The 19,831-nt window shown below is 48.9% G+C and carries 17 protein-coding genes and 1 pseudogene; 15 read left to right on the top strand and 3 right to left on the bottom strand.

What is annotated here, in order from left to right; translation table 11 throughout:
- Window positions 1-12 precede the first annotated feature (12 nt).
- Window positions 13-534 (top strand): annotated as a pseudogene (locus SHK35_RS07890) (N-acetylmuramoyl-L-alanine amidase family protein); the annotation flags it as partial.
- A gap of 5 nt (window positions 535-539) precedes the next feature.
- On the opposite strand, the gene SHK35_RS07885 reads toward SHK35_RS07890, so the two are convergent.
- Window positions 540-1,979 carry an FAD-dependent oxidoreductase gene (locus SHK35_RS07885; RefSeq protein WP_318709352.1) on the bottom strand — a complete coding sequence of 480 codons (1,440 nt, stop codon included), beginning with the start codon at window positions 1,977-1,979 and terminating at the stop codon, window positions 540-542.
- Between the two features lie 258 nt (window positions 1,980-2,237).
- Here SHK35_RS07885 and SHK35_RS07880 point away from each other — a divergent pair, with 258 nt between their 5' ends.
- The 8 genes from SHK35_RS07880 to SHK35_RS07845 all read left to right on the top strand — a co-directional run bounded on the left by SHK35_RS07880 (window position 2,238) and on the right by SHK35_RS07845 (window position 10,702).
- Window positions 2,238-3,185: a phosphate ABC transporter substrate-binding protein gene (locus tag SHK35_RS07880; RefSeq protein WP_318709351.1), complete on the top strand. Its 948-nt coding sequence runs from the start codon at window positions 2,238-2,240 to the stop codon at window positions 3,183-3,185.
- 16 nt (window positions 3,186-3,201) lie between these two features.
- Complete coding sequence (pstC, locus tag SHK35_RS07875; protein ID WP_318702635.1) at window positions 3,202-4,161, top strand: phosphate ABC transporter permease subunit PstC; 960 nt, start codon at window positions 3,202-3,204, stop codon at window positions 4,159-4,161.
- Window positions 4,148-5,038 carry a phosphate ABC transporter permease PstA gene (gene pstA, locus SHK35_RS07870; RefSeq protein WP_318709350.1) on the top strand — a complete coding sequence of 297 codons (891 nt, stop codon included), beginning with the start codon at window positions 4,148-4,150 and terminating at the stop codon, window positions 5,036-5,038. Before pstC ends, pstA begins: the two co-directional genes overlap by 14 nt.
- Window positions 5,039-5,110: 72 nt before the next feature.
- On the top strand, window positions 5,111-5,869 hold the full coding sequence (gene pstB / locus SHK35_RS07865; RefSeq protein ID WP_318702633.1) for a phosphate ABC transporter ATP-binding protein PstB: 759 nt from the start codon (window positions 5,111-5,113) through the stop codon (window positions 5,867-5,869).
- Window positions 5,870-5,918: 49 nt separating this feature from the next.
- Entirely contained in the window at window positions 5,919-6,584 is a 666-nt protein-coding gene (gene phoU / locus SHK35_RS07860) for a phosphate signaling complex protein PhoU (protein ID WP_318702632.1), read from the top strand.
- A 150-nt stretch (window positions 6,585-6,734) separates the two neighbouring features.
- Window positions 6,735-8,504 carry a Na/Pi cotransporter family protein gene (locus SHK35_RS07855; RefSeq protein WP_318709349.1) on the top strand — a complete coding sequence of 590 codons (1,770 nt, stop codon included), beginning with the start codon at window positions 6,735-6,737 and terminating at the stop codon, window positions 8,502-8,504.
- Between the two features lie 179 nt (window positions 8,505-8,683).
- Window positions 8,684-9,370 carry a response regulator transcription factor gene (locus SHK35_RS07850; protein ID WP_318702630.1) on the top strand — a complete coding sequence of 229 codons (687 nt, stop codon included), beginning with the start codon at window positions 8,684-8,686 and terminating at the stop codon, window positions 9,368-9,370.
- A 12-nt stretch (window positions 9,371-9,382) separates the two neighbouring features.
- Window positions 9,383-10,702 (top strand): sensor histidine kinase, encoded by a 1,320-nt coding sequence (locus SHK35_RS07845; RefSeq protein ID WP_318709347.1) that lies wholly within the window; start codon window positions 9,383-9,385, stop codon window positions 10,700-10,702.
- A gap of 93 nt (window positions 10,703-10,795) precedes the next feature.
- Here the strand turns inward: SHK35_RS07845 and SHK35_RS07840 are convergent, their stop codons facing one another.
- On the bottom strand, window positions 10,796-12,049 hold the full coding sequence (locus SHK35_RS07840; protein WP_318702628.1) for an OFA family MFS transporter: 1,254 nt from the start codon (window positions 12,047-12,049) through the stop codon (window positions 10,796-10,798).
- Between the two features lie 198 nt (window positions 12,050-12,247).
- On the opposite strand from SHK35_RS07840, the gene SHK35_RS07835 reads away from it, so the two are divergent.
- The 6 genes from SHK35_RS07835 to secD all read left to right on the top strand — a co-directional run bounded on the left by SHK35_RS07835 (window position 12,248) and on the right by secD (window position 18,122).
- The gene (locus tag SHK35_RS07835; RefSeq protein WP_318702627.1) at window positions 12,248-12,472 is read left to right on the top strand and encodes a hypothetical protein; all 225 of its coding nucleotides are present in this window, start codon (window positions 12,248-12,250) and stop codon (window positions 12,470-12,472) included.
- A gap of 52 nt (window positions 12,473-12,524) precedes the next feature.
- On the top strand, window positions 12,525-13,433 hold the full coding sequence (locus tag SHK35_RS07830; RefSeq protein ID WP_318709345.1) for an NAD-dependent epimerase/dehydratase family protein: 909 nt from the start codon (window positions 12,525-12,527) through the stop codon (window positions 13,431-13,433).
- A gap of 90 nt (window positions 13,434-13,523) precedes the next feature.
- The gene (locus SHK35_RS07825; RefSeq protein ID WP_318702625.1) at window positions 13,524-13,901 is read left to right on the top strand and encodes a TIGR04086 family membrane protein; all 378 of its coding nucleotides are present in this window, start codon (window positions 13,524-13,526) and stop codon (window positions 13,899-13,901) included.
- 128 nt (window positions 13,902-14,029) lie between these two features.
- Window positions 14,030-14,173 carry a six-cysteine ranthipeptide SCIFF gene (scfA, locus tag SHK35_RS07820; RefSeq protein ID WP_318702624.1) on the top strand — a complete coding sequence of 48 codons (144 nt, stop codon included), beginning with the start codon at window positions 14,030-14,032 and terminating at the stop codon, window positions 14,171-14,173.
- A gap of 281 nt (window positions 14,174-14,454) precedes the next feature.
- Entirely contained in the window at window positions 14,455-15,864 is a 1,410-nt protein-coding gene (gene scfB / locus SHK35_RS07815) for a thioether cross-link-forming SCIFF peptide maturase (RefSeq protein WP_318709343.1), read from the top strand.
- Window positions 15,861-18,122, top strand: coding sequence for a protein translocase subunit SecD (secD, locus tag SHK35_RS07810; protein WP_318709341.1), 2,262 nt, complete (start codon window positions 15,861-15,863; stop codon window positions 18,120-18,122). Before scfB ends, secD begins: the two co-directional genes overlap by 4 nt.
- A gap of 172 nt (window positions 18,123-18,294) precedes the next feature.
- On the opposite strand, the gene SHK35_RS07805 is transcribed toward secD, so the two are convergent.
- Window positions 18,295-19,650: a methyl-accepting chemotaxis protein gene (locus tag SHK35_RS07805; protein WP_318709338.1), complete on the bottom strand. Its 1,356-nt coding sequence runs from the start codon at window positions 19,648-19,650 to the stop codon at window positions 18,295-18,297.
- Window positions 19,651-19,831: the final 181 nt, after the last annotated feature.

Genomic DNA, 19,831 nt, shown 5'->3' with positions numbered 1-19,831 from the left:
AGGCGTTTTTTTATGGCGCTTGTAGTGATCGATCCGGGACATGGAGGAGCCAATCCAGGCGCGGTGTACAATGGACGCCAGGAAAAGGACGATGTACTCGCCCTTTCACTTGCAGTGGGAAATATTTTGGAACAAAACGGGGTGGATGTGTATTTCACCAGGACTACGGATGTCTATGAATCCCCCTATCAGAAGGCTACGGAGGGCAATCAGGTGGGAGCGGATTATTTTGTTTCCATCCACCGCAATTCCAGCCCCTATCCAAACCAGTACACAGGCGTTGAAACCTTGGTTTACAACCGGTATGGGGAGGCAGCCAGAATGGCGTATAACATCAATGCGCAGCTGGAGGAGGTAGGCTTTGTCAATCAGGGCGTCAACGAACGGCCTAATCTGGTGGTATTAAACAGCACCCAAATGCCTGCGGTACTGGTGGAAGTGGGCTTTATCAACAACGACCAGGATAACGTGCTGTTTGACGAAAGATTTGACGATATTGCCAGGGCTATTGCGGACGGCATACTGCAGACTATTTGGAGCTAATCTTGATCATGAATTCCAGTTTGGGCGGGACCGTCAATGATTTCCCCTGTCCGGTGGAAACGGGAACCGTGGCAGGGGCAGTCCCAGGTTTTATCCTCTGGATTCCAGCAAAGCTGGCAGCCTAGGTGGGGGCATCTGGGAGACACCAGATGGAGGGTATCGTCCGTATCCTTATAAATTCCTCTTTTCTTTCCGTCTATTCGTCCGATGCAGCCGGTGCCTGGAAGAAGCGCATCGGCGTCTATTTTTTGTCCTCTGTTTAAAAAGCTTTGGGAAAGGGAGCAGGACGCCTGCTTCATTTCTCCTAAAAAAGATTTAATGGCACGGGTATTCCAATTTCTTTTGGGTGAAAAGAGCTCTTCATAGGTACAGGGGCGGCCGCAGATCAGGTCTGTGAGCAGCAACGCTGCCGCCATGGACAGGCTCATGCCCCATTTGCCAAAGCCTGTGGCCACATACCAATTTGGTGCAAATGGAGAAAAACGCCCCACATAGGGAAGGCCGTCTAAGGTGACACAGTCCTGGGCAGACCATGCTTCCGCCAAAACAGCCTTTGGAAAAAATTTTTTCGCCGTTTCCTTCAGCGCCTGATAGCGGAAGAAGGAGTGGTTTTTACCGGTGCGGTGCCCCTCTCCACCGATGAGGGTATAATCCTGAAAGCGGCGCAGGGAAGGGGTATCGCTGTCAATCCCGAAAAACATTCCGGCAGGCAGCCCGGTATCTCCCTTCAGGGCTGCGGCGTAAGAGCGCTCCTGGTGCATTTTCAAAAAGTACAGGCCGGGAACCAGCACAAAGGGATAATGACAGGCAAAGATAATGTGGTTTGCTGTGACGGTATTTTTTTCCGTATAGATGCAGTTTCCTTTTACCCTTGTCACCTTGGTATGCTCATAGATGGAAAGCTGCGGGGCCAGCGCATACAAAAACAAAAGGGGATGAAACTGGGCCTGTCCATCCACGCAAAGGGCGGTCCAGGAATCTTTTCGGCAGATGCGGCAGGGAATTCCCAGAGACAGGAGAGCGTTTTTTTCCTGATTCAGCTTTTCCATGCCCTCTGGAGTGTGGGTGTAAAGAAATGCGGGAAGCTTTTCAAAAAAGCAGGAGATGGAAAGCTCCCTGATCAAATTTTCATAGGCCAAAATGCCGCGTCGGTTGCTTTCCGCATAATTTTTTGCCCCAATAAAGCCTTTTTCTGTAAGCAGCCTGTGGTAAATGAGCCCGTGCTGTAAGGTGATTTTTGCTGTGGTCAGGTGGGTTTGCCCGCTGCCGATGGCGTCTGCTTCCAATACAATGGTCTTAAGTCCTGCCCTCTGCAGAAGAAAGGCGGTGAGAATGCCGCAGATTCCTCCTCCGATCACAGCGGCCTGCGCGGTAAGATCCTCCTCCAGGGAAGGAAAGACGGGTGGATGAATTTGCTTGTTCCAAATGGATTCCATGGCTGTACTCCTTATTTGCTTCAATGAATTTCGATAGGATATTTGATGTATGTTATTGTGCAGTTCTCTCTTTTTTTTATGCGCAGTATCATTTGCGTTACATAGAATCCTCTTTTTTGTGTGAGTATTGCCCCTGTGGTTTTACATAAAAATTACATACAAATTACCCAAGTGTGATATTTTGTTGTTTTTTTTCATGCTAGTATTTACAACGTAATCGAGAGAAAAAGAAAAACAAAAAATGGAGGAACAAATATTATGAAAAACAGACGAAGCAGAATATTGGCTCTTGTGGGAGCATGTATTTTGGCAATGGGAACCCTTACCGCATGTGGAAGCGAAGAGACGAATGCTTCCACCAGCCAGGCAGAAAGCTCTGCGCAGGAAAGCAGCGCGGCTGAGACCACTTCTTCTGAAGCGGCTTCTACTGAGGCAGCTTCTACTGAGGCATCCACTGAGACGGCGGCGTTGTCCGGTTCTATCCAGATGGTGGGCAGCACTTCCATGGAGAAGTTTGCCAACGCATTGATTGAGGCTTTTATGGCAGAGAATCCTGATGTGAATGTAACTGCAGAGTTTGTGGGCTCCGGCGCGGGCATCGAGGCGGTGACAAATGGAACGGCGGATATTGGAAATTCATCCAGAAGCCTGACGGATGATGAGAAGGCTGCGGGCGTTGTGGAAAATATCGTAGCAATCGACGGCATTGCAGTCTGCGTTGATCCTGCAAATACGGTAACCGGGCTCACCAAGCAGCAGCTGACTGATATTTATACCGGAACCATTACAAATTGGAGCGAGGTTGGCGGTTCAGATTCTCCTATCATCGTAGTGGGACGTGAGGCTGGCTCCGGCACTAGAGGCGCTTTTGAAGAGATTCTTGGCATTGAGGACGCATGTGCATATGCAAACGAGCTGGACAGCACCGGCGCGGTTATGGCGAAGGTAGCATCCACCCCTGGCGCGATCGGCTATGTATCACTGGATGTGCTGGATGACACTGTAGTAGCCCTTGCGCTGGATGATGTAGAGCCTACAGTTGACAATATCAAGTCCGGCAGCTACTTCTTAAGCAGACCCTTCGTAATGGCGACCAATGGAGAAATCTCCGCACAGAGCGAGCTGGTACAGGCATGGTTCGATTTTGTGCTGGGCGCTGAGGGACAGGAAATTGCCACCAGTGTAGGATTGATTACGGTAGAATAATAAAAAGGATAATGCGATGAAAAGTCAAACACACGCTTTTGTAAAAGAGTCCACGATTGTTGGAAGCAGAAAAAACAAAGCGGTGGTGGAAACTGCGGCACAAATAATCTTCACTATTTGTGCCTTCTTCGCTGTTTTGGCGGTGGTTTCCATCACCCTATATATGATTATCAGCGGAACGCCCGCCATCTTTCAGGTGGGGCTTAAGGAAATATTGTTTGGCACCGTCTGGAAGCCTACGGCTGCGGAGCCTCAATATGGTATTCTTTATGTCATTCTGACCTCTATTGTGGGCACCGGCCTTGCCATACTGATCGGTGTGCCCATTGGAGTGCTCAGCGCGGTGTTCCTTGCGGAGGTTGCCCCGAAAAAGCTGGCCATGATCGTGAAGCCGGCAGTGGAGCTGCTTGCGGGAATTCCTTCCGTTGTGTACGGCCTGTTAGGTATCTATTTGTTGAATCCATTTATGTATAAAATTGAGCTTGCGTTATTTGAGGGTTCCAAAACCCATCAGTTTACGGGCGGGGCGAATCTGCTTTCGGCGGTGATTGTGCTTGCCATCATGATTCTTCCCACGGTGATCAATATTTCAGAGACCTCCATAAGGGCGGTGCATCCCAGCATAAAGGCGGCGTCTCTGGCACTGGGGGCTTCCCACATACAGACCATTTTCAAATCCATTCTCCCGGCGGCCAAGTCCGGCATTATCACAGCTGTTGTACTGGGCGTGGGAAGAGCCATCGGAGAGGCCATGGCAATCACTTTGGTGTCGGGAAGCAGCGTAAACCTGCCGCTGCCCTTCAATTCCGTGCGTTTTTTGACCACAGCTATCGTCAGCGAGATGGGATATTCCTCAGGAACCCACAGACAGGTGCTGTTCACCATCGGACTGGTGCTGTTTGTGTTTATTATGATTATCAACGTAGCGTTGAGCAAAATTTTAAAGAAGGGGGGAAGCGCAGATGAACGGCAGTAATACACTAATGAAAAAGAGAAAGCGCCCCCTTGATACGGTGCTGCTGGCGGCTGTTTACATATCGGCATCTCTTTCTGTCATCCTGCTGCTTGGAATTATCGGCTATGTGTTTGTAAAGGGTATCGGCACGGTAAACTGGAAGTTTTTGACCTCCGTCACAAGCGCCCTGAACCAGACGGCGGGTATCGCTGGAAATCTGGTTAACACCCTTTATATTATTGTGATCACGCTGTTAATCGCCACTCCGCTGGGGGTTGGTTCGGCTATTTATCTGAATGAATATGCAAAGCCGGGCAGAATTGTTTCTATGATTGAGTTTACCACGGAAACTCTTTCGGGCATTCCCTCCATTATTTTCGGTTTGTTTGGCATGGTGTTTTTCGGGGAATCCCTGGGGCTTGGCTATTCCCTGCTCACCGGCTCCTTTACCTTGACGATTATGGTGCTTCCGCTGATCACCAGAAATACCCAGGAAGCCCTTCGGACGGTGCCGGACAGCTATAGAAGCGGCGCCCTGGGAATGGGTTCCACAAAATGGCATATGATCAGAACCATATTGCTTCCCTCTTCCATGTCCGGTATCGTTACAGGAATCATTCTTGCCCTGGGACGTATCGTCGGAGAGTCCGCAGCCCTTTTGTTTACTGCAGGAAGCGATTACAAGCTGCCCCGCTTTGGAAGCGATTTTGCAGCAAATGTGGAGAGACTTTTTACCAAAACCACAGAGTCGGGCGGAACGCTCACCATAGAGCTGTATCTGCAGATGCAGAAGGGGCAGTATGAGACCGCCTTCGGAATCGGCTGTGTGCTGGTTGTGATTGTGCTGATTTTAAATCTGCTTACCAAGCTGGCGGCAAAAAAGCTTCGGCCGGTATAAAAGCGAAAGATAGAAGCGGCTTTGCACAAACATTGATTATGCGCAAAGAAATGCGCGGGAATGAGGATAAACATGGAAAAGAGTAAAATATCGGTGAAAAATCTGAATCTCCACTACGGGGAGAATCATGCGCTGAAGGATGTAAGCATGGAGATCAAGGATCATGCGATCACAGCTTTTATCGGACCCAGCGGCTGCGGAAAATCCACCTTTTTAAAATGCTTAAACCGTATGAACGATCTTGTGGATAATGTGCGCATTGAAGGACAGGTGCTTTTGGACGGAGAGGATATTTATGACAAGCGGGTGGATACCACGCTGCTGCGCAAAAAGGTAGGCATGGTATTTCAGCAGCCCAATCCGTTTCCTATGTCCATTTACGACAATGTGGCTTACGGGCCCAGGCTTCATGGCATCAAGCAGAAATCAAAGCTGGATGATATTGTGGAAAATGCGCTTAGGGGAGCGGCTATTTTTGACGAGGTAAAGGATCGTCTGCGGAAATCTGCCCTGGGGCTTTCGGGCGGACAGCAGCAGAGACTGTGCATTGCCCGGGCGCTGGCAGTGGAGCCGGAGGTGCTTTTGATGGATGAGCCCACCTCAGCCCTGGACCCGATCTCTACCTTGAAAATAGAGGAGCTGATGGAATCTTTGAAGAAAAAGTATACGGTAGCCATTGTGACCCACAATATGCAGCAGGCTGCCCGTGTGTCCGATGACACGGCATTTTTCCTGGTGGGGGAGGTGGTGGAATTTAATTCCACTCAGAATATTTTTTCCCGTCCCAAGGACAAGAGGACTGAGGATTATATTACAGGCCGTTTTGGCTGAATAAAATATTTTGCCGCCTAAAGCGGATGATTGGAAAGAGAGGATAATCATGTCACCCAGAATCTATTTTGAACAGGAATTGGATTTGTTAAAAAATAAAGTAACGGAGATGGGCGAGCGGGCGGAGATCAGCTATGACCGCCTGGTATACGCTGTCAGAGGCAATGACAGAGAAACCCTGAAGCTGCTTTTGGACAATGACCGTCAGATGATTGATATGCAAAGGAGTATTGAGGCAAAATGTCTTACGCTGCTTACCAGACAGCAGCCGGTGGCCAGGGATCTGCGCCTTGTTTCGTCCGCTCTTAAGGTAGTAACGGACATTGAGCGGGTGGGAGACCATGTATCCGATATTGCAGAGCTTTGTCTGCGGACTCAGGAATTTAAGCTGGACGGGGTTTATGAGAGCAAGCTCCTTATCATGATGGAGGAAGCCAAGAATATGCTTCATGAAGCGGTGGAGGCTTTTGTGGAGGGAGATGAAAAGGCGGCGCGCCAGGTGATAGAGAGCGACGACGTGGTGGATGATCTGTTCAACCAGGTCAAGGAAGAGCTGATGGGCTCCATCCGTACCCAGAATCTGGATGCGGATAAGGTGGTTGATTACCTGATGATTGCAAAGTATCTTGAAAAAATAGGAGATCACGCCGTAAATATCGGGGAATGGGCGATCTTCCAGGTGACCGGAGATATGCAGGGCGTTCAGCTGTATTAAGTGAGCTGTTGCCTCGCGGAGATAAATTTTCAGAAGCCTCTTGATATTTTACATAGATTTTACGTATAATGATTATAAATTTTACATAGTTCGTTTACTCTGTAAAAGATAATGCTTTTATGTAAAATATGTAAAGAGAGAGGATAAAGTATGAGCTTTTTTGATTTTCTTACGATGGTGGGGGGACTGGCGCTCTTCCTGTATGGGATGAATCTGCTGGGAGAGGGACTTTCAAAGGCCTCTGGCGGCAGGCTGGAGCGTATTTTGGAGAAGCTGACCAACAATCCTATTAAGGCGGTTCTTGTAGGTGCGGGCGTTACGGCTGTGATCCAGTCCTCTTCCGCCACCACAGTTATGGTGGTGGGTTTTGTAAATTCCGGCATTATGAAGCTGGAACAGGCGGTAGGCATCATCATGGGAGCCAATGTGGGCACCACCGTCACCTCCTGGATTCTTGGTCTGACGGGGATTGACAGCTCTTCCTTTTTGATTCAGATGCTCAAGCCCTCCTCCTTTTCTCCCATTCTGGCGATTGTAGGCGTAGCCATCCTGATGTTTTCCCACAAAGAGAAATCTAAAAATATTGCCACCATACTGGTGGGCTTTGCCGTGCTGATGTTTGGAATGGACACCATGAGCGGGGCTGTGGAACCCCTGGCTGATGTACCGGAATTTACCAGTATTCTTACCAGATTCTCCAATCCGGTTCTGGGAATGCTGGCTGGTCTTGTGCTGACGGCTGTGATCCAGTCGTCCTCTGCCTCCGTAGGCATTCTTCAGGCGTTGTGCATGACGGGAGCCGTAAGCTATGGCACGGCAATTCCCATAATCATGGGACAAAACATCGGCACCTGTGTGACAGCCATGATATCCAGCATCGGAGCAGCCAAAAATGCAAAGCGGGCGGCCCTGGTGCATTTGTACTTTAATGTGATCGGCACGATTGTGTTTATGATCCTGTTTTATTCTGTGAATGCTGTATCTCCTTTTGCCTTTTTGGCAGATGCAGCAACGCCCTTTGGCATTGCCGCCGTTCACAGCTTATTTAACATTGCGGCCACCATCTGTCTGCTTCCCTTCTCTAAGGGACTGGTCAAGCTTGCCTGCCTGACCATAAGGGACGAGGACAAGCGTCAAGAGACCAGTCCGGAGGAAAGAATTTTGAATCTTTTGGACGCCCGTTTTTTGGAGACGCCTTCCTATGCGGTGGAGCAAAGCCATAATGTGGCGGTCACCATGGGAGAGATGGCAGAGGAAGCTATGAATCTTTCCATGGGTCTTTTACAGACCTATGATGAAGAGAAGGCGGACAGAGTGCTGAAGCTTGAGAGCGATGTGGATCGGTTTGAGGATGAGCTTGGAAGCTATCTGGTGAAATTAAGCTCCAGAAATCTGTCGGAAAAAGACAGCCATACCTTGTCCAATATCCTCCATTGTATCGGGGATTTTGAACGAATCTCCGATCATGCCCGCAACATCAAGGAGGCTGCGCAGGAGATGTATCAAAAGAAGCTTAAGTTTTCGGAAAAGGCCCAGAAGGAGCTGGAGGTCTTTGAGCGGGCAATACACGACATTTTAAAGATTACCATGCTCAGCTTTACGGAGGATGATCTGAGTCTGGCAAAACAGGTGGAGCCTTTGGAGGAGGTGATCGATGGATTAAATCTTGAGATCAAGCAAAGGCACGTAAAACGCCTTCGGAAGGGAAAGTGCACCATTGAGCTGGGCTTTGTGCTGTCAGACATCACAACCAATTTTGAACGGGTGTCCGACCACTGCTCCAATATTGCCGTCTGCCTTTTACAGGTGAATGAGGATGAATTTGACATTCATGCTTATCTGGACGAGCTTAAAAAGGAGGATAACATGGACTTTGCCGGCAAGGTGATGGCGTACAGAGAGCGGTATCAGCTCCCCTAAGCAGAATGATAAGCAATAGGCGTTTGCGAAACTCACTGACAAAGTCACGAACCTGGTCATAATAACCAAAAACGGGTTCCGAAGCAGTGGCTAGTCACCCTTATTTTGGTTATTACGCCCAGTTTCTGATGCCAGGGAGCGAGTTTCGCAATTACCTAATGATAAGAAAGGATATAGGTATGGCACTGATATATGTAGTGGAGGATGACAAAAGTATACAGGAGATCGAAACCTTTGCCCTGACCAATGTGGGGTACCGGGTGGAGGGATTTTTGTGTGCCGCAGATTTTTATGAGGCTCTTGACAGGGAGCTGCCGGACTTGGTTTTGCTGGACGTGATGCTGCCAGATGAGGATGGGCTGAGCATTGTAAAAAAGCTGCGTCTGCGTAAGGATACGGTTACAACACCCATAATCATGGTGACGGCAAAGACCACGGAGATCGACAAGGTAAAGGGACTTGACATCGGGGCTGACGATTATATGACGAAGCCCTTTGGGGTGATGGAGCTGATTTCCCGGGTGAAGGCCATGCTTAGAAGGAGTGCAAAGCCGGAGGAGAAGGAAAAAATTCTTCGTCTTGGAAACGTTGTGCTGGACCGGGAAAAGCATGCGGTTTTTGTAAATGACGTTCCTTGCGAGCTGACCTATAAGGAGTATGAGCTTTTGAAGCTTTTAATGACCAATGCGGGAATTGTCACCACCAGAGAGGTGATTCTGGACCGCATTTGGGGCATTGACTTTGAGGGGGAGTCCAGAACTCTGGATATGCACATTAAGACGCTGCGTCAGAAGCTGAAAGAGGAAGGCAGTCTGATCAAGACGGTGCGCAACGTGGGGTATATCATGAACGGGGATAAGGTGTAGGACAGGGCGGACATGAAGAAAAAAATCAATAGAAAATTGGTGCTGATTGCCACATTGGCTATCTTTTTTACCATGCTGCTGATCACGGTAGTCTATTATGATTTGTTTAGAGGCCAGGTGTTTAAGGATTTGAGAGCTTATACGATGATTTTGACAGAGTATGAGGACATGTCTCAAATCCGGGAGGTAAGCGATAAGCTGGAAGAGTATGAAATGCGCGTCACTTTGGTGGGAGAGGATGGCAAGGTGCTCTTTGACAGCGAGGCGGACAGTGCAAGCATGGAAAACCATGGGGAGAGACCGGAAATTGTGGAGGCCATGGAAACGGGAGAAGGCCAGGCGGTGAGAAATTCTGAAACCCTGTCCGAAAATACCTTTTATTATGCAGTGCGTTTGGAGAATGGCAGTGTGCTTCGCATTGCAAAGGACGCAGGGAGCATATACAGTATTTTCGGAAGGGCGCTTCCCAGCCTGTTCATGGTTCTTCTGGCGCTGATTGTCCTGTGTATGGTTTTGGCGCATTATCTTACATCGAAATTGATTGCTCCCATAGAGCGGCTGGCGGAGAATCTGGATGAAAGCAATGACGGGACGGATTATGAGGAGCTGACGCCCTTTATCAGCATGATCAAGGAGCAGCATGAGGATATCATGAAAAATGCAAGAATGCGTCAGGAGTTTACCGCCAATGTGTCCCATGAGCTGAAAACTCCTTTGACCTCCATCTCTGGATATGCGGAGCTGATTGAGACCGGCATGGCGTCGGAGGAGGATGTGGTGCGTTTTGCCCACGGAATCCACAGCAGCGCAAACCGTCTGCTGACGCTGATTAATGATATTATCCGGCTGTCGGAGCTGGACGGCACAGAGGAAGAGGTCTCCTTTGAACGCCTGAACCTTTATCAGCTTGCGGATACCTGTGTGGAAATGCTTGCCTTGAATGCGGAAAAGCATAAGGTGACCATACGGCTGAGCGGCACGGAGTGCTATATCACCGGAAATAAGCAGATGATAGAAGAGCTTTTGTACAACTTATGTGATAATGCCATCCGCTATAACAATGAAGGGGGCAGTGTTTCGGTGGAGGTTTACCCAAAGCACGGACAAACTGTGCTGACGGTGAGGGATACGGGAATCGGCATTCCCAAGGAGCATCAGGAGAGGATTTTCGAGCGCTTCTACAGAGTGGACAAAAGCAGGTCCAAGTCCACGGGAGGCACCGGGCTGGGGCTTGCCATCGTAAAGCATATTATAGCCAAGCATAATGCAAAGATGGAGCTTGCAAGCGAGGTGGGAAAGGGAACGACGATCACGGTTATCTTTATGGGATAAAGGGGCAGATAAAAGAGAAGAAGAAAAAACAGGGAGACAACACAAAGCATTCATAAATGCCAAAGCGTTGTCTCCCTGCTTTCTTATCGGGTTTTATTTGCTGCTTTTTTGCTTTTTGCTTGCAGGTATCACAAAGAAGCTGATAAACAGAGCCACAATATAGAGTACAAAGGTAAAGTATAAAACGTTCTGATAGCCAACGGGATTTACCAGGTTGCCCTGGGCGTCCTCTGCGAAGCTTCCCGTGTGGTTTACGATGTAGGTGGCGATCTGATTGCCTGTAAGTCCTGCGAAAGCCCAGGCGGATAAGCAGAGCCCGTGTATGCGGCTGATGGATTTCATGCCGAAGTGATCCGACAAAAGCGCGGGCACATTGCTGAAGCCGCCGCCGTAGCCTGCATTAATGACAAACAGAAGAGGAATCACTAAAAAGGCGTAGCCGTTGACAATGCCGTTTGTGAGGATGGTAAGACCCGTAAAAAGGATGGAAAGCACAAAAATCAATTTATATACGGTGTTTCTGTCCTTCATATGGTCTGCCCAGGCAGAAAAGCCAAGGCGTCCGCCTGCATTGAAAATTGCGGTGATAGAGCTGATCAGCCCGGCAATTCCCACAAGACCGATGGCCTTTACGATGCTTTTTTCCTGGGAGATCAGAGCCAGCCCGCAGGTGATATTAATGTAAAACATGAGCCAGATGCCGATAAAGGTTTTGTTTTTCAGGATGCTCAGCACACTTTCTCCCGACTTTTCATGAGGCTCCACCCATCCTTCCGGCTTTGCCAGCAGGAGATGGCCGATAAACATCAACACAAAGTAGAATACTGCCAGGATGTAGAACATGCTTACAATTCCAAAACGGTTCTGGAGAAACTCCATGAGCGGGCTTGCAATCACCTTGGCCAGACCGAAGCTTGCAATGGCAAGACCTGTGGCCAGCCCCTTTTGTTCGCTGAACCACAGCATAAGGGTTTTGACCGGGGACAAGTATCCGGTGCCGAGACCGATTCCCATAATGACGCCATAGCACAAAAAGATGCCTGCCAGGGATTTTTGCTGTATAAAAAAGCCGGTGCCGGCCATGCCCACGGAAAAGCAGATTGCGGCAACCAAAGAGGATCTGTGGATGTCCTTTTCCACAAAAGGCCCTAAAAAGGCGGCAGACATTCCCAAAAAGAAAATTGCCAGGCTGAAAGCCCATTCCACGCTTCCCTTTGTGACGCTGCCGTCAAAATATTCCACAATCGTATCGCTGACCAGAGACCAGCAGTACACTGTACCGATGCTGCAGTGAATCAGTAATGCCGGAATAGCGGCACGTACCCATTTGTTTTGCCATTTTTTCATCTTTAGACCTCGATTCCAGTATTTTTTAGTTTATTTTGTATGAAATACTGCCTATATATTACTCCCAAACTAGGTAAAATGCAACATTTTAAGAAAGAAATCCAAAGGGTTTTTGTTTGAACGCAAAATGCTTGAAAAAGGACGGCTGATGTGATATTCTGAAAATAGAACAAATGTTTGCAAAGAGAGGGAAAACGGATGGAAAACGAAGAAAAAATGGTGGAAGAGATTTTGAAGCACCTGGACAGCGAGCTTGAGAAGGGCGCTATGCGTATGAGCGTGACCATGGATGAACGTTCTTCGGTGGAAAAAACGGTGTCCCATAAATGCTGTATCAGCTACGGGAGACCAGCAACGGAGACGGTTGGGCTCTTAGATATGTATACGGATATGAACGCGGGGGAGCCGGACCGGAGTCTGTGACCTGGGGGAGCGCAAAAATAAGAAGGCATAAGAGGCCGGAGAGGATGCACGGATGAAGATACTGGTGATAGGAGGCAGCTATTTTTACGGAAGGGTATTTGTGATGGAATATGCAAAGGAACACGAGATCACTGTGGTGAACCGGGGAACCTACTCCATGAAGGATTTCGGGGCGGCGCAGGTTACCGGGGACAGAAGGCAGAAGGCGCTGTGGCAGGGGCTGTGTGGGGATTACGATGTGATCGTAGATTTCTGCGCATACGAAAAGGGTGATGTTGAGACGGTTCTGTATCATCTGCAGGGAAGGGTTACGCAGTATATTCTGATCAGCACGGTGGACGTTTACCAAAGAGGCGGGGACGGACCAAAAAGAGAGGACGCCCCCTTTGAAAAGCGCCATTTTCCGGGGGAAGCGGGACGTTATATTGCGGGTAAGACGGCCCTTGAGGAAGAGGTTCGCAGAGCTTGTGCCGAGAAAGGGGTAAAGTGTACCGTGCTGCGCCCGGCAATTTTGTATGGGCCCTATAATTATGCCCCCAGGGAAGCCTGGTTTATCCGCCTTGCGGTTGAGAAGAGAATGCTTCCCTGTATCACGGATGCCGCCGGACGCTTTCAATTTGTTTATGTGAAGGATGCCGCCCAGGCCGTATCCAGATGTATGCTCAATGAAAGAAGCTACGGGCAGGCCTACAATCTCTGCCAGGATGAGATTGTGGATTATCCCCGGTTTTTTGACGCTCTGAGAAAGGCTGCGGGGGAAGGGCTTGCGGAGATTCCCCTTACAGTTTCCCAGGCGCAGGAGAAGGGGATTCTTCTGCCTTTTCCCGTGACAGAGGAAGAGACGCAGCTTTACTCCAATGAAAAGAGCAAAGAGGAGCTGGGCATGAAATATCTGGATTTTCAGGAGGGAATGAACAGAACCTATCGGGCTTTTCGCGGAGTTTACGGACAGCGGAAGTAAGGAAAAACAGATGTCAAGTTTTGAGGGAGAGCTGAATATAATTTAGTAACGGAGGCTTGTTATCTTATCAAAAAGACATGGGAGGATTCAATGGAAAGAGGTTCGACGGAAAAAAAGGCACCCGTTATCTTCCTGCTTAAATGCCTGCTTTTTTCTTACATAGTAACAGCGGCGCTCCTGCTTCTGCTGGCTTTTCTGCTTTTTAAGCTGGGGCTTACGGAAAAGATTGTGTCAATCGCCATTATTGCCATTTATGTGGCCGCTACCTTTCTGGCTGGCTTTTTAACGGGAAAAAGGATGGGAAGCAGGAGATTTTTATGGGGGCTTCTTATGGGAGGCGTCTACTTTCTTGTGCTGGTGGCGATATCTCTTGCAGTAAACCATTCTGTCAAAGAACTTACGGATTCTTTTCTCACAACGATGGTTTTGTGCGCGGGCGGCGGCATGCTGGGAGGCATGCTCAGTTAAGGGAATTGTACTGCTGTTGTATTATTTTGTAAAAAACCCTTTTACAAATCGAAGATTTATGATATACTACTAAAAGTTTATGAGTGCATTGACTTTAAAAGCAAAAGCATAAGGAGGCTGTTTTAAAAATGAAGCATATTAAAACCTTGACCACGAGAGATATGAAGGAATCCATGAAAAAAGGCGGATGCGGCGAGTGCCAGACTTCCTGCCAGTCAGCCTGCAAGACTTCCTGTACCGTAGGCAATCAGAGCTGTGAAAAGCTGAAATAACAGACAGGATGCCAAAAAAAGAGACTACGAGACTAACGTAAGCAGCGATTTTGGTCGCTGCTTATTTACTGAGTCTTGTATTTTTATTTTTGTGAAGATATCGGACATTTAGGTAATTGCGAAACTCGCTCTCTGGTATCAGAAGCTGGGCGTAATAACCAAAATAAGGGTGACTAGCCACTGCTTCGGAACCCGTTTTTGGTTATTATGACCAGATTTGTGACTTTGTCAGTGAGTTTCGCAAACGCCTAATCGGACATTGATAGAAAGGAATAAAATCTGTGATACACCAATACAAAAGCAATGGGTACAATATTGTCATGGACGTAAACAGCGGTTCTGTCCATGTGGTGGATGATATCGTGTATGATATGATTTCACTGGTTGAGCCCCTTGTGACGGAAGGCATCAAGGATGCGGATACCATTAAGGCCGCTGTTTTGAATCTTGCAAATATTCCCTATCCGGCAGAGGAGATTACCGAAGCGGTGGACGAGGTTCTCGCGCTGGAGAAGGCGGGACAGCTCTTTGCTCCCGACATTTATGAAAATTATGTGTTTGATTTTAAAAACAGACAGACTGTGGTGAAAGCCCTGTGCCTGCATATCGCCCATGACTGTAACCTTGCCTGCAGATATTGTTTTGCAGAGGAGGGAGAATATCATGGAAGAAGGGCGCTGATGAGCTTTGAAGTTGGGAAAAAAGCGCTGGACTTTCTGGTGGAAAATTCTGGAAACAGGGTGAACCTGGAGGTGGATTTTTTTGGCGGGGAGCCTCTTATGAACTGGCAGGTGGTAAAAGACCTGGTTGCATATGGGAGAAGCCTGGAAAAGCCCCATAATAAGAAATTCCGGTTTACGCTGACTACAAACGGCGTTCTTTTGAATGATGAAATTCTTGAGTTTCTTAATCAGGAGATGGCGAATGTTGTGCTCAGCATTGACGGACGGAAGGAAGTGCATGACGCTATGCGTCCTTTCAGAGGGGGACAGGGAAGCTATGATCTGATTGTCCCCAAGTTTCAGCGTGTGGCCGAAAGCAGAGGACAGATGAACTATTATGTGCGTGGAACCTTTACCCGCAATAACCTGGATTTTTCCAAAGATGTGCTTCATCTGGCAGATCTGGGCTTTCAGCAGATATCTGTGGAGCCGGTGGTGGCAGAGCCCTCGGAGCCCTATGCCATCAGACAGGAGGACATCCCTGTGCTGAAGGAAGAGTATGATAAGCTGGCTGTGGAAATGCTGAAGCGGGAGAAGGAGGGCAGAGGCTTTCATTTCTTCCACTTTATGATCGATCTGGAAGGAGGCCCCTGTGTGGCAAAGCGCCTTTCGGGCTGCGGTTCAGGGACGGAATATCTGGCTGTGACGCCATGGGGAGACTTTTATCCCTGCCATCAGTTTGTGGGGAATGAGAAATTTCTCATGGGAAATGTGGATGAGGGAATCCTCAGAGAGGATATCCGGGACGAATTCAAATGCTGCAATGTATATGCCAAGGAAAAATGCAGGAAGTGTTTTGCAAAATTTTACTGCAGCGGCGGCTGTGCGGCTAATTCCTACAACTTCCACGGCAATATCAACGACGCTTATGACATTGGATGTGAGCTGCAGCGGAAGCGTATTGAGTGTGCCATTATGATGAAGGCGGCCCAGAGTGAAGAGAGCGCCGGACAGGAGGCGTCAGAATGAAGAAGAGTAAAGGGATTGTGATACTTCTTTGTGTACTTCTGCTTCTTGCAGGAATCACCTATGTGGATGTAAACGGCATAGACCCGGCGGGCACGGCAAGCGCTTCTGATATCAAGCTGGGTCTTGACCTGGCAGGCGGGGTGAGCATCACCTATCAGGTGGTGGGAGAAGAGGAGCCGGACAGCACAGATATGGCGGATACCATATCGAAGCTGCAGAAGCGTGTTGAAAATTACAGCACGGAGGCTATTGTCTACCAGGAGGGAAGCGATAGAATCAGCATTGAAATTCCCGGCGTCAGCGATGCCAACGCAATTTTAGAGGAGCTGGGGAAGCCGGGGTCTCTGTATTTCATTGCGGAAACTGACGAAGAGGGCAATGCCAACTATTCTCTGCAGGCGGTGACGGATGAGAATGGGGACATGGCTTATGAGTATGTGCTGAACAAGACCCTTGAGGAGCTGGAGGCGGAAGGCTCTATTGTGCTGGTGGGCACCGACGTGCAGGATGCCAGAGCGGGCGCTGCCACAGATTCCATGGGAAACACCACCTATGTGGTGAACCTGACCATGACCCAGGAGGGAACCCAAAAATTTGAGGACGCCACGAGAAACGCTTACAACAAGGGGGAAACCCTTGGCATTTATTACGATGGAAGCTTTGTGAGCGTTCCTGCGGTAAACGGTGTATTCACCGATGGAAATGCCCAGATTTCCCCCATGGAGTCTTATGAGGAGGCGGAGAATCTGGCGTCCACCATACGAATCGGCGGCTTAAAGCTTGAGCTGGAGGAGCTGCATTCCAAGGTGGTGGGGGCCCAGCTTGGCGTAGAGGCCATTGAAACCAGTCTGAAGGCGGGGGCCATCGGATTGCTGATTGTGATGGTCTTTATGATTGTTCTGTACTTTATCCCGGGTGTGGCCTCTGCCATTGGACTGGGAATGTACGTGGCCCTGATTGTGCTTTTGCTTAACGGCTTTGACATGACGCTGACGCTGTCCGGTGTTGCGGGAATTATTCTTTCCATCGGTATGGCGGTGGACGCCAATGTGATTGTGTTTGCCCGTATCCGCGAGGAGCTTGCCACAGGCAAGACGGTGCGCAGCGCGTTAAAAATCGGTTTTGATAAAGCCTTGTCAGCCATTGTGGACGGCAATATCACCACGCTGATTGCGGCGGGAATTCTGCTGATTTTGGGACCGGGCACTATCCGGGGCTTTGCCCAGACCCTTGCCCTTGGAATCGTTTTATCCATGTTTACAGCCCTTGTGGTGACCAGATATGTGCTGCAGGCTCTGTATGCCATTGGATTTAAGAGTGAAAAATGGTATGGAGTGTCCAGGGAGAAGAAGCCTATTGACTTTTTGTCCAGGAAGGGTATTTTCTTTGGGGCTTCCCTGGCTGTGATTGCGGCGGGCCTCATCGTTATGGGCGTATATAAGGTAAACACGGGAGATGCCCTAAATTACAGCATGGAATTTCAGGGAGGCACTGCCACTACCGTTACCTTTCAGGAGAGCATGACGCTGGAGGAGGTAAACGATCAGGTGGTTCCTCTGATTGAGGAGGTTACGGGCAGCACCGTTCAGATTCAGACGGTGCAGGATTCCAACGAAGTGATTTTTAAGACCAACTCTCTGGACACCTCTCAGAGGGAGGCGTTAAATGAGATGTTCAGGGAGCAATTCCAGGTGGACGAGAATCAAATCACCTCTGAAACCATCAGCTCCACCATCAGCAGTGAGATGAAAACAGATACCCTGCTGGCAGTGGCTCTTGCCATTGTGTGTATGCTGATTTATATCCGTATCCGGTTCAGCGATATCCGGTTCGGTATCAGCTCTGTAGCGGCGCTGCTTCATGATGTGCTGGTAATGCTGGCGTTTTATGCGGTGGTGAGAATGCCGGTGGGAAATACCTTTATTGCCTGCATTCTGACCATAGTGGGGTATTCTATCAACGCTACGATTGTTATCTTTGACCGGGTAAGGGAAAATATGGCGGTGATGACGAAGAAAGAGGATTTGAAGGAAGTGGTAAACAAAAGCATTACACAGACTCTTTCCAGAAGTATTTTTACTTCCCTGACCACTTATATCATGGTAGGTGTGCTGTATGTGCTTGGTGTGACTAGTATCCGGGAGTTTGCCCTGCCTCTTATGGTGGGCATTGTGAGCGGAGCCTATTCCTCTGTATGTATTGCGGGAGCTCTGTGGTATGTGCTTCGCACAAAGTTTCCGCCCAAGGAGAAAAAGTAGGGAGCAGATGATTTTGTATGCTGCATATTTCAACACAGACGCGCTTCCGCTCCGAACTGACCGCAGCGGTACATAGGGCCGCAAAGGACGCAGCCCAAGTATCGGCGGTCAGTAAGGGTCTGCTTATGAAATACGCAGCGCGCAAAATCCAGCATCACAATAGAAAAGCTGTTTAAGTGGAGAATAGTCCCTGCAGCCTGTGGATGGAGGTCTGGAAGGACTGGAAGGCCCCATAGGCCTGCTGGAAGGCCGAAAGAGCTGCCTCCCGGTCGCCCTTGTCGTTGGCATACCAGGAATCACAGGCATACTTGTGAAGCCTTTCGTGATCTGCAGCAGTCTGCTTAAATTCTGCGGAATTGCAGATGCGGGGGTCTGTCTGGCTCTCCAGCCAAAGTCCCAGCTTGCAGCCCTTGGGATTGTTCAGCTGGGTGATCTTAAGCTGCTCGAAGCCTGCCAGATTGTTGTATACCCGCCAGGTAAAGATCAGGTGGTCTATCTCGAAAATAGTCAGCCAGTCCAGGGTGGAGAGCCGGGAATTGTGCCTTGCCATGTCGCTTCTTACCTTGTCCACCTCTCTGCTGATCTGGTAGAGGTGGGAGCCTGTTCCCATACATTCCTGGGATAAGGTGTCATAGCTGTCTGCAATGGTTTCAATAGAGGCTACAAAGTTTTGGGTCAGTGCGGACTGATGGTTTGCTTCCCCGTAAATATTTTCCAGCTCCCGGATGATGGAATTCATCCGTTCGTTCATCACATTCATTTCATCCACCGACTGGTGGACGCTCTGATTGCCCTGCTTGAGCCGGTTTGCAGTATGATTGACGGATTCCACCAGATTTTCCATGCCGGAGCGAATCTGCTCCACATAGGTTACCACGTCTTTGGTGGATTCTGCGGTATTGGCGGAAAGCTCCTTGATCTGATTGGCCACCACCGCAAAGCCTCTGCCGGCTTCTCCTGCCCTTGCCGCTTCTATGGAGGCATTCAGTGCAAGAAGTCCGCTCTTGTCTGCAATCTTTTTTACCATGTCAATAATTTCATTGATCTTAACAGTCTTTTCCTGAAAATCCATCATTTGTTCATTGATTTTTTGAATTTCTTCGGAGGAGGCGTCCACGATCTGAATGCTTTGGGTCATGGAAGCAACGCTTTCGGAGGAGGCGTCCATCACCTGATGGGAATTTTCCTGGATGGTCTGCATGGCAGTCACAATGTGTTCAATGGATTCTCCCAGATCCTTGCTTGCGTCCCGGATATTTGAAATGGCGGAGGTCTGAGAGTCAAGCTGTTCCAGCATTTCCTTTACGCAGGAGCTGTCTCCGATTTTAGACATGGATTTATTGAGCCGCATCACAAAGGTATTGTTTGAACAGAAAAAGGCTTCCAGCACCTGGTTGTAGCGTCTGGGCAGCTTGGGGTCATGGAAAAGCGACTCGTCAAGGGAAGAGAAGTCTCCGTTCAGGGCCCGCTCCATGCACTGCATAAGGAGCTGGAGGTCCTGCTTTGCAAAATCTTTTTTTATTTTCATTGGTTTTACCTCCCGATGGGCAAGCCTGACACGGGTGCCCGATTTTTCTGAACCTATCATAACACAAAAGGGAAAAATATTCCATGCCTAGTCTGCAGAATATGAGCTGAAGTGAAAAGTTTATTCCCACTTTGAAAGCTGCGAAAAGAAAAGTGGCAATTACTCTTACAAAAATGAGTGA

It is taken from the genome of Candidatus Acetatifactor stercoripullorum, assembly GCF_944382095.1.
Taxonomy (GTDB): Bacteria; Bacillota; Clostridia; order Lachnospirales; family Lachnospiraceae; genus Acetatifactor; species Acetatifactor stercoripullorum.
Note: the sequence above shows the minus strand (reverse complement) of the source record. Positions and strands in the feature narration are given on the sequence as shown.

What these genes read in the sequence shown, in the direction of transcription:
- SHK35_RS07885 (WP_318709352.1), bottom strand. Translation starts at nt 1,979, where the DNA reads ATGGAATCCATTTGGAACAAGCAAATTCATCCACCCGTCTTTCCTTCC.
- SHK35_RS07880 (WP_318709351.1), top strand. Translation starts at nt 2,238, where the DNA reads ATGAAAAACAGACGAAGCAGAATATTGGCTCTTGTGGGAGCATGTATT.
- pstC (WP_318702635.1), top strand. Translation starts at nt 3,202, where the DNA reads ATGAAAAGTCAAACACACGCTTTTGTAAAAGAGTCCACGATTGTTGGA.
- pstA (WP_318709350.1), top strand. Translation starts at nt 4,148, where the DNA reads ATGAACGGCAGTAATACACTAATGAAAAAGAGAAAGCGCCCCCTTGAT.
- pstB (WP_318702633.1), top strand. Translation starts at nt 5,111, where the DNA reads ATGGAAAAGAGTAAAATATCGGTGAAAAATCTGAATCTCCACTACGGG.
- phoU (WP_318702632.1), top strand. Translation starts at nt 5,919, where the DNA reads ATGTCACCCAGAATCTATTTTGAACAGGAATTGGATTTGTTAAAAAAT.
- SHK35_RS07855 (WP_318709349.1), top strand. Translation starts at nt 6,735, where the DNA reads ATGAGCTTTTTTGATTTTCTTACGATGGTGGGGGGACTGGCGCTCTTC.
- SHK35_RS07850 (WP_318702630.1), top strand. Translation starts at nt 8,684, where the DNA reads ATGGCACTGATATATGTAGTGGAGGATGACAAAAGTATACAGGAGATC.
- SHK35_RS07845 (WP_318709347.1), top strand. Translation starts at nt 9,383, where the DNA reads ATGAAGAAAAAAATCAATAGAAAATTGGTGCTGATTGCCACATTGGCT.
- SHK35_RS07840 (WP_318702628.1), bottom strand. Translation starts at nt 12,049, where the DNA reads ATGAAAAAATGGCAAAACAAATGGGTACGTGCCGCTATTCCGGCATTA.
- SHK35_RS07835 (WP_318702627.1), top strand. Translation starts at nt 12,248, where the DNA reads ATGGAAAACGAAGAAAAAATGGTGGAAGAGATTTTGAAGCACCTGGAC.
- SHK35_RS07830 (WP_318709345.1), top strand. Translation starts at nt 12,525, where the DNA reads ATGAAGATACTGGTGATAGGAGGCAGCTATTTTTACGGAAGGGTATTT.
- SHK35_RS07825 (WP_318702625.1), top strand. Translation starts at nt 13,524, where the DNA reads ATGGAAAGAGGTTCGACGGAAAAAAAGGCACCCGTTATCTTCCTGCTT.
- scfA (WP_318702624.1), top strand. Translation starts at nt 14,030, where the DNA reads ATGAAGCATATTAAAACCTTGACCACGAGAGATATGAAGGAATCCATG.
- secD (WP_318709341.1), top strand. Translation starts at nt 15,861, where the DNA reads ATGAAGAAGAGTAAAGGGATTGTGATACTTCTTTGTGTACTTCTGCTT.
- SHK35_RS07805 (WP_318709338.1), bottom strand. Translation starts at nt 19,650, where the DNA reads ATGAAAATAAAAAAAGATTTTGCAAAGCAGGACCTCCAGCTCCTTATG.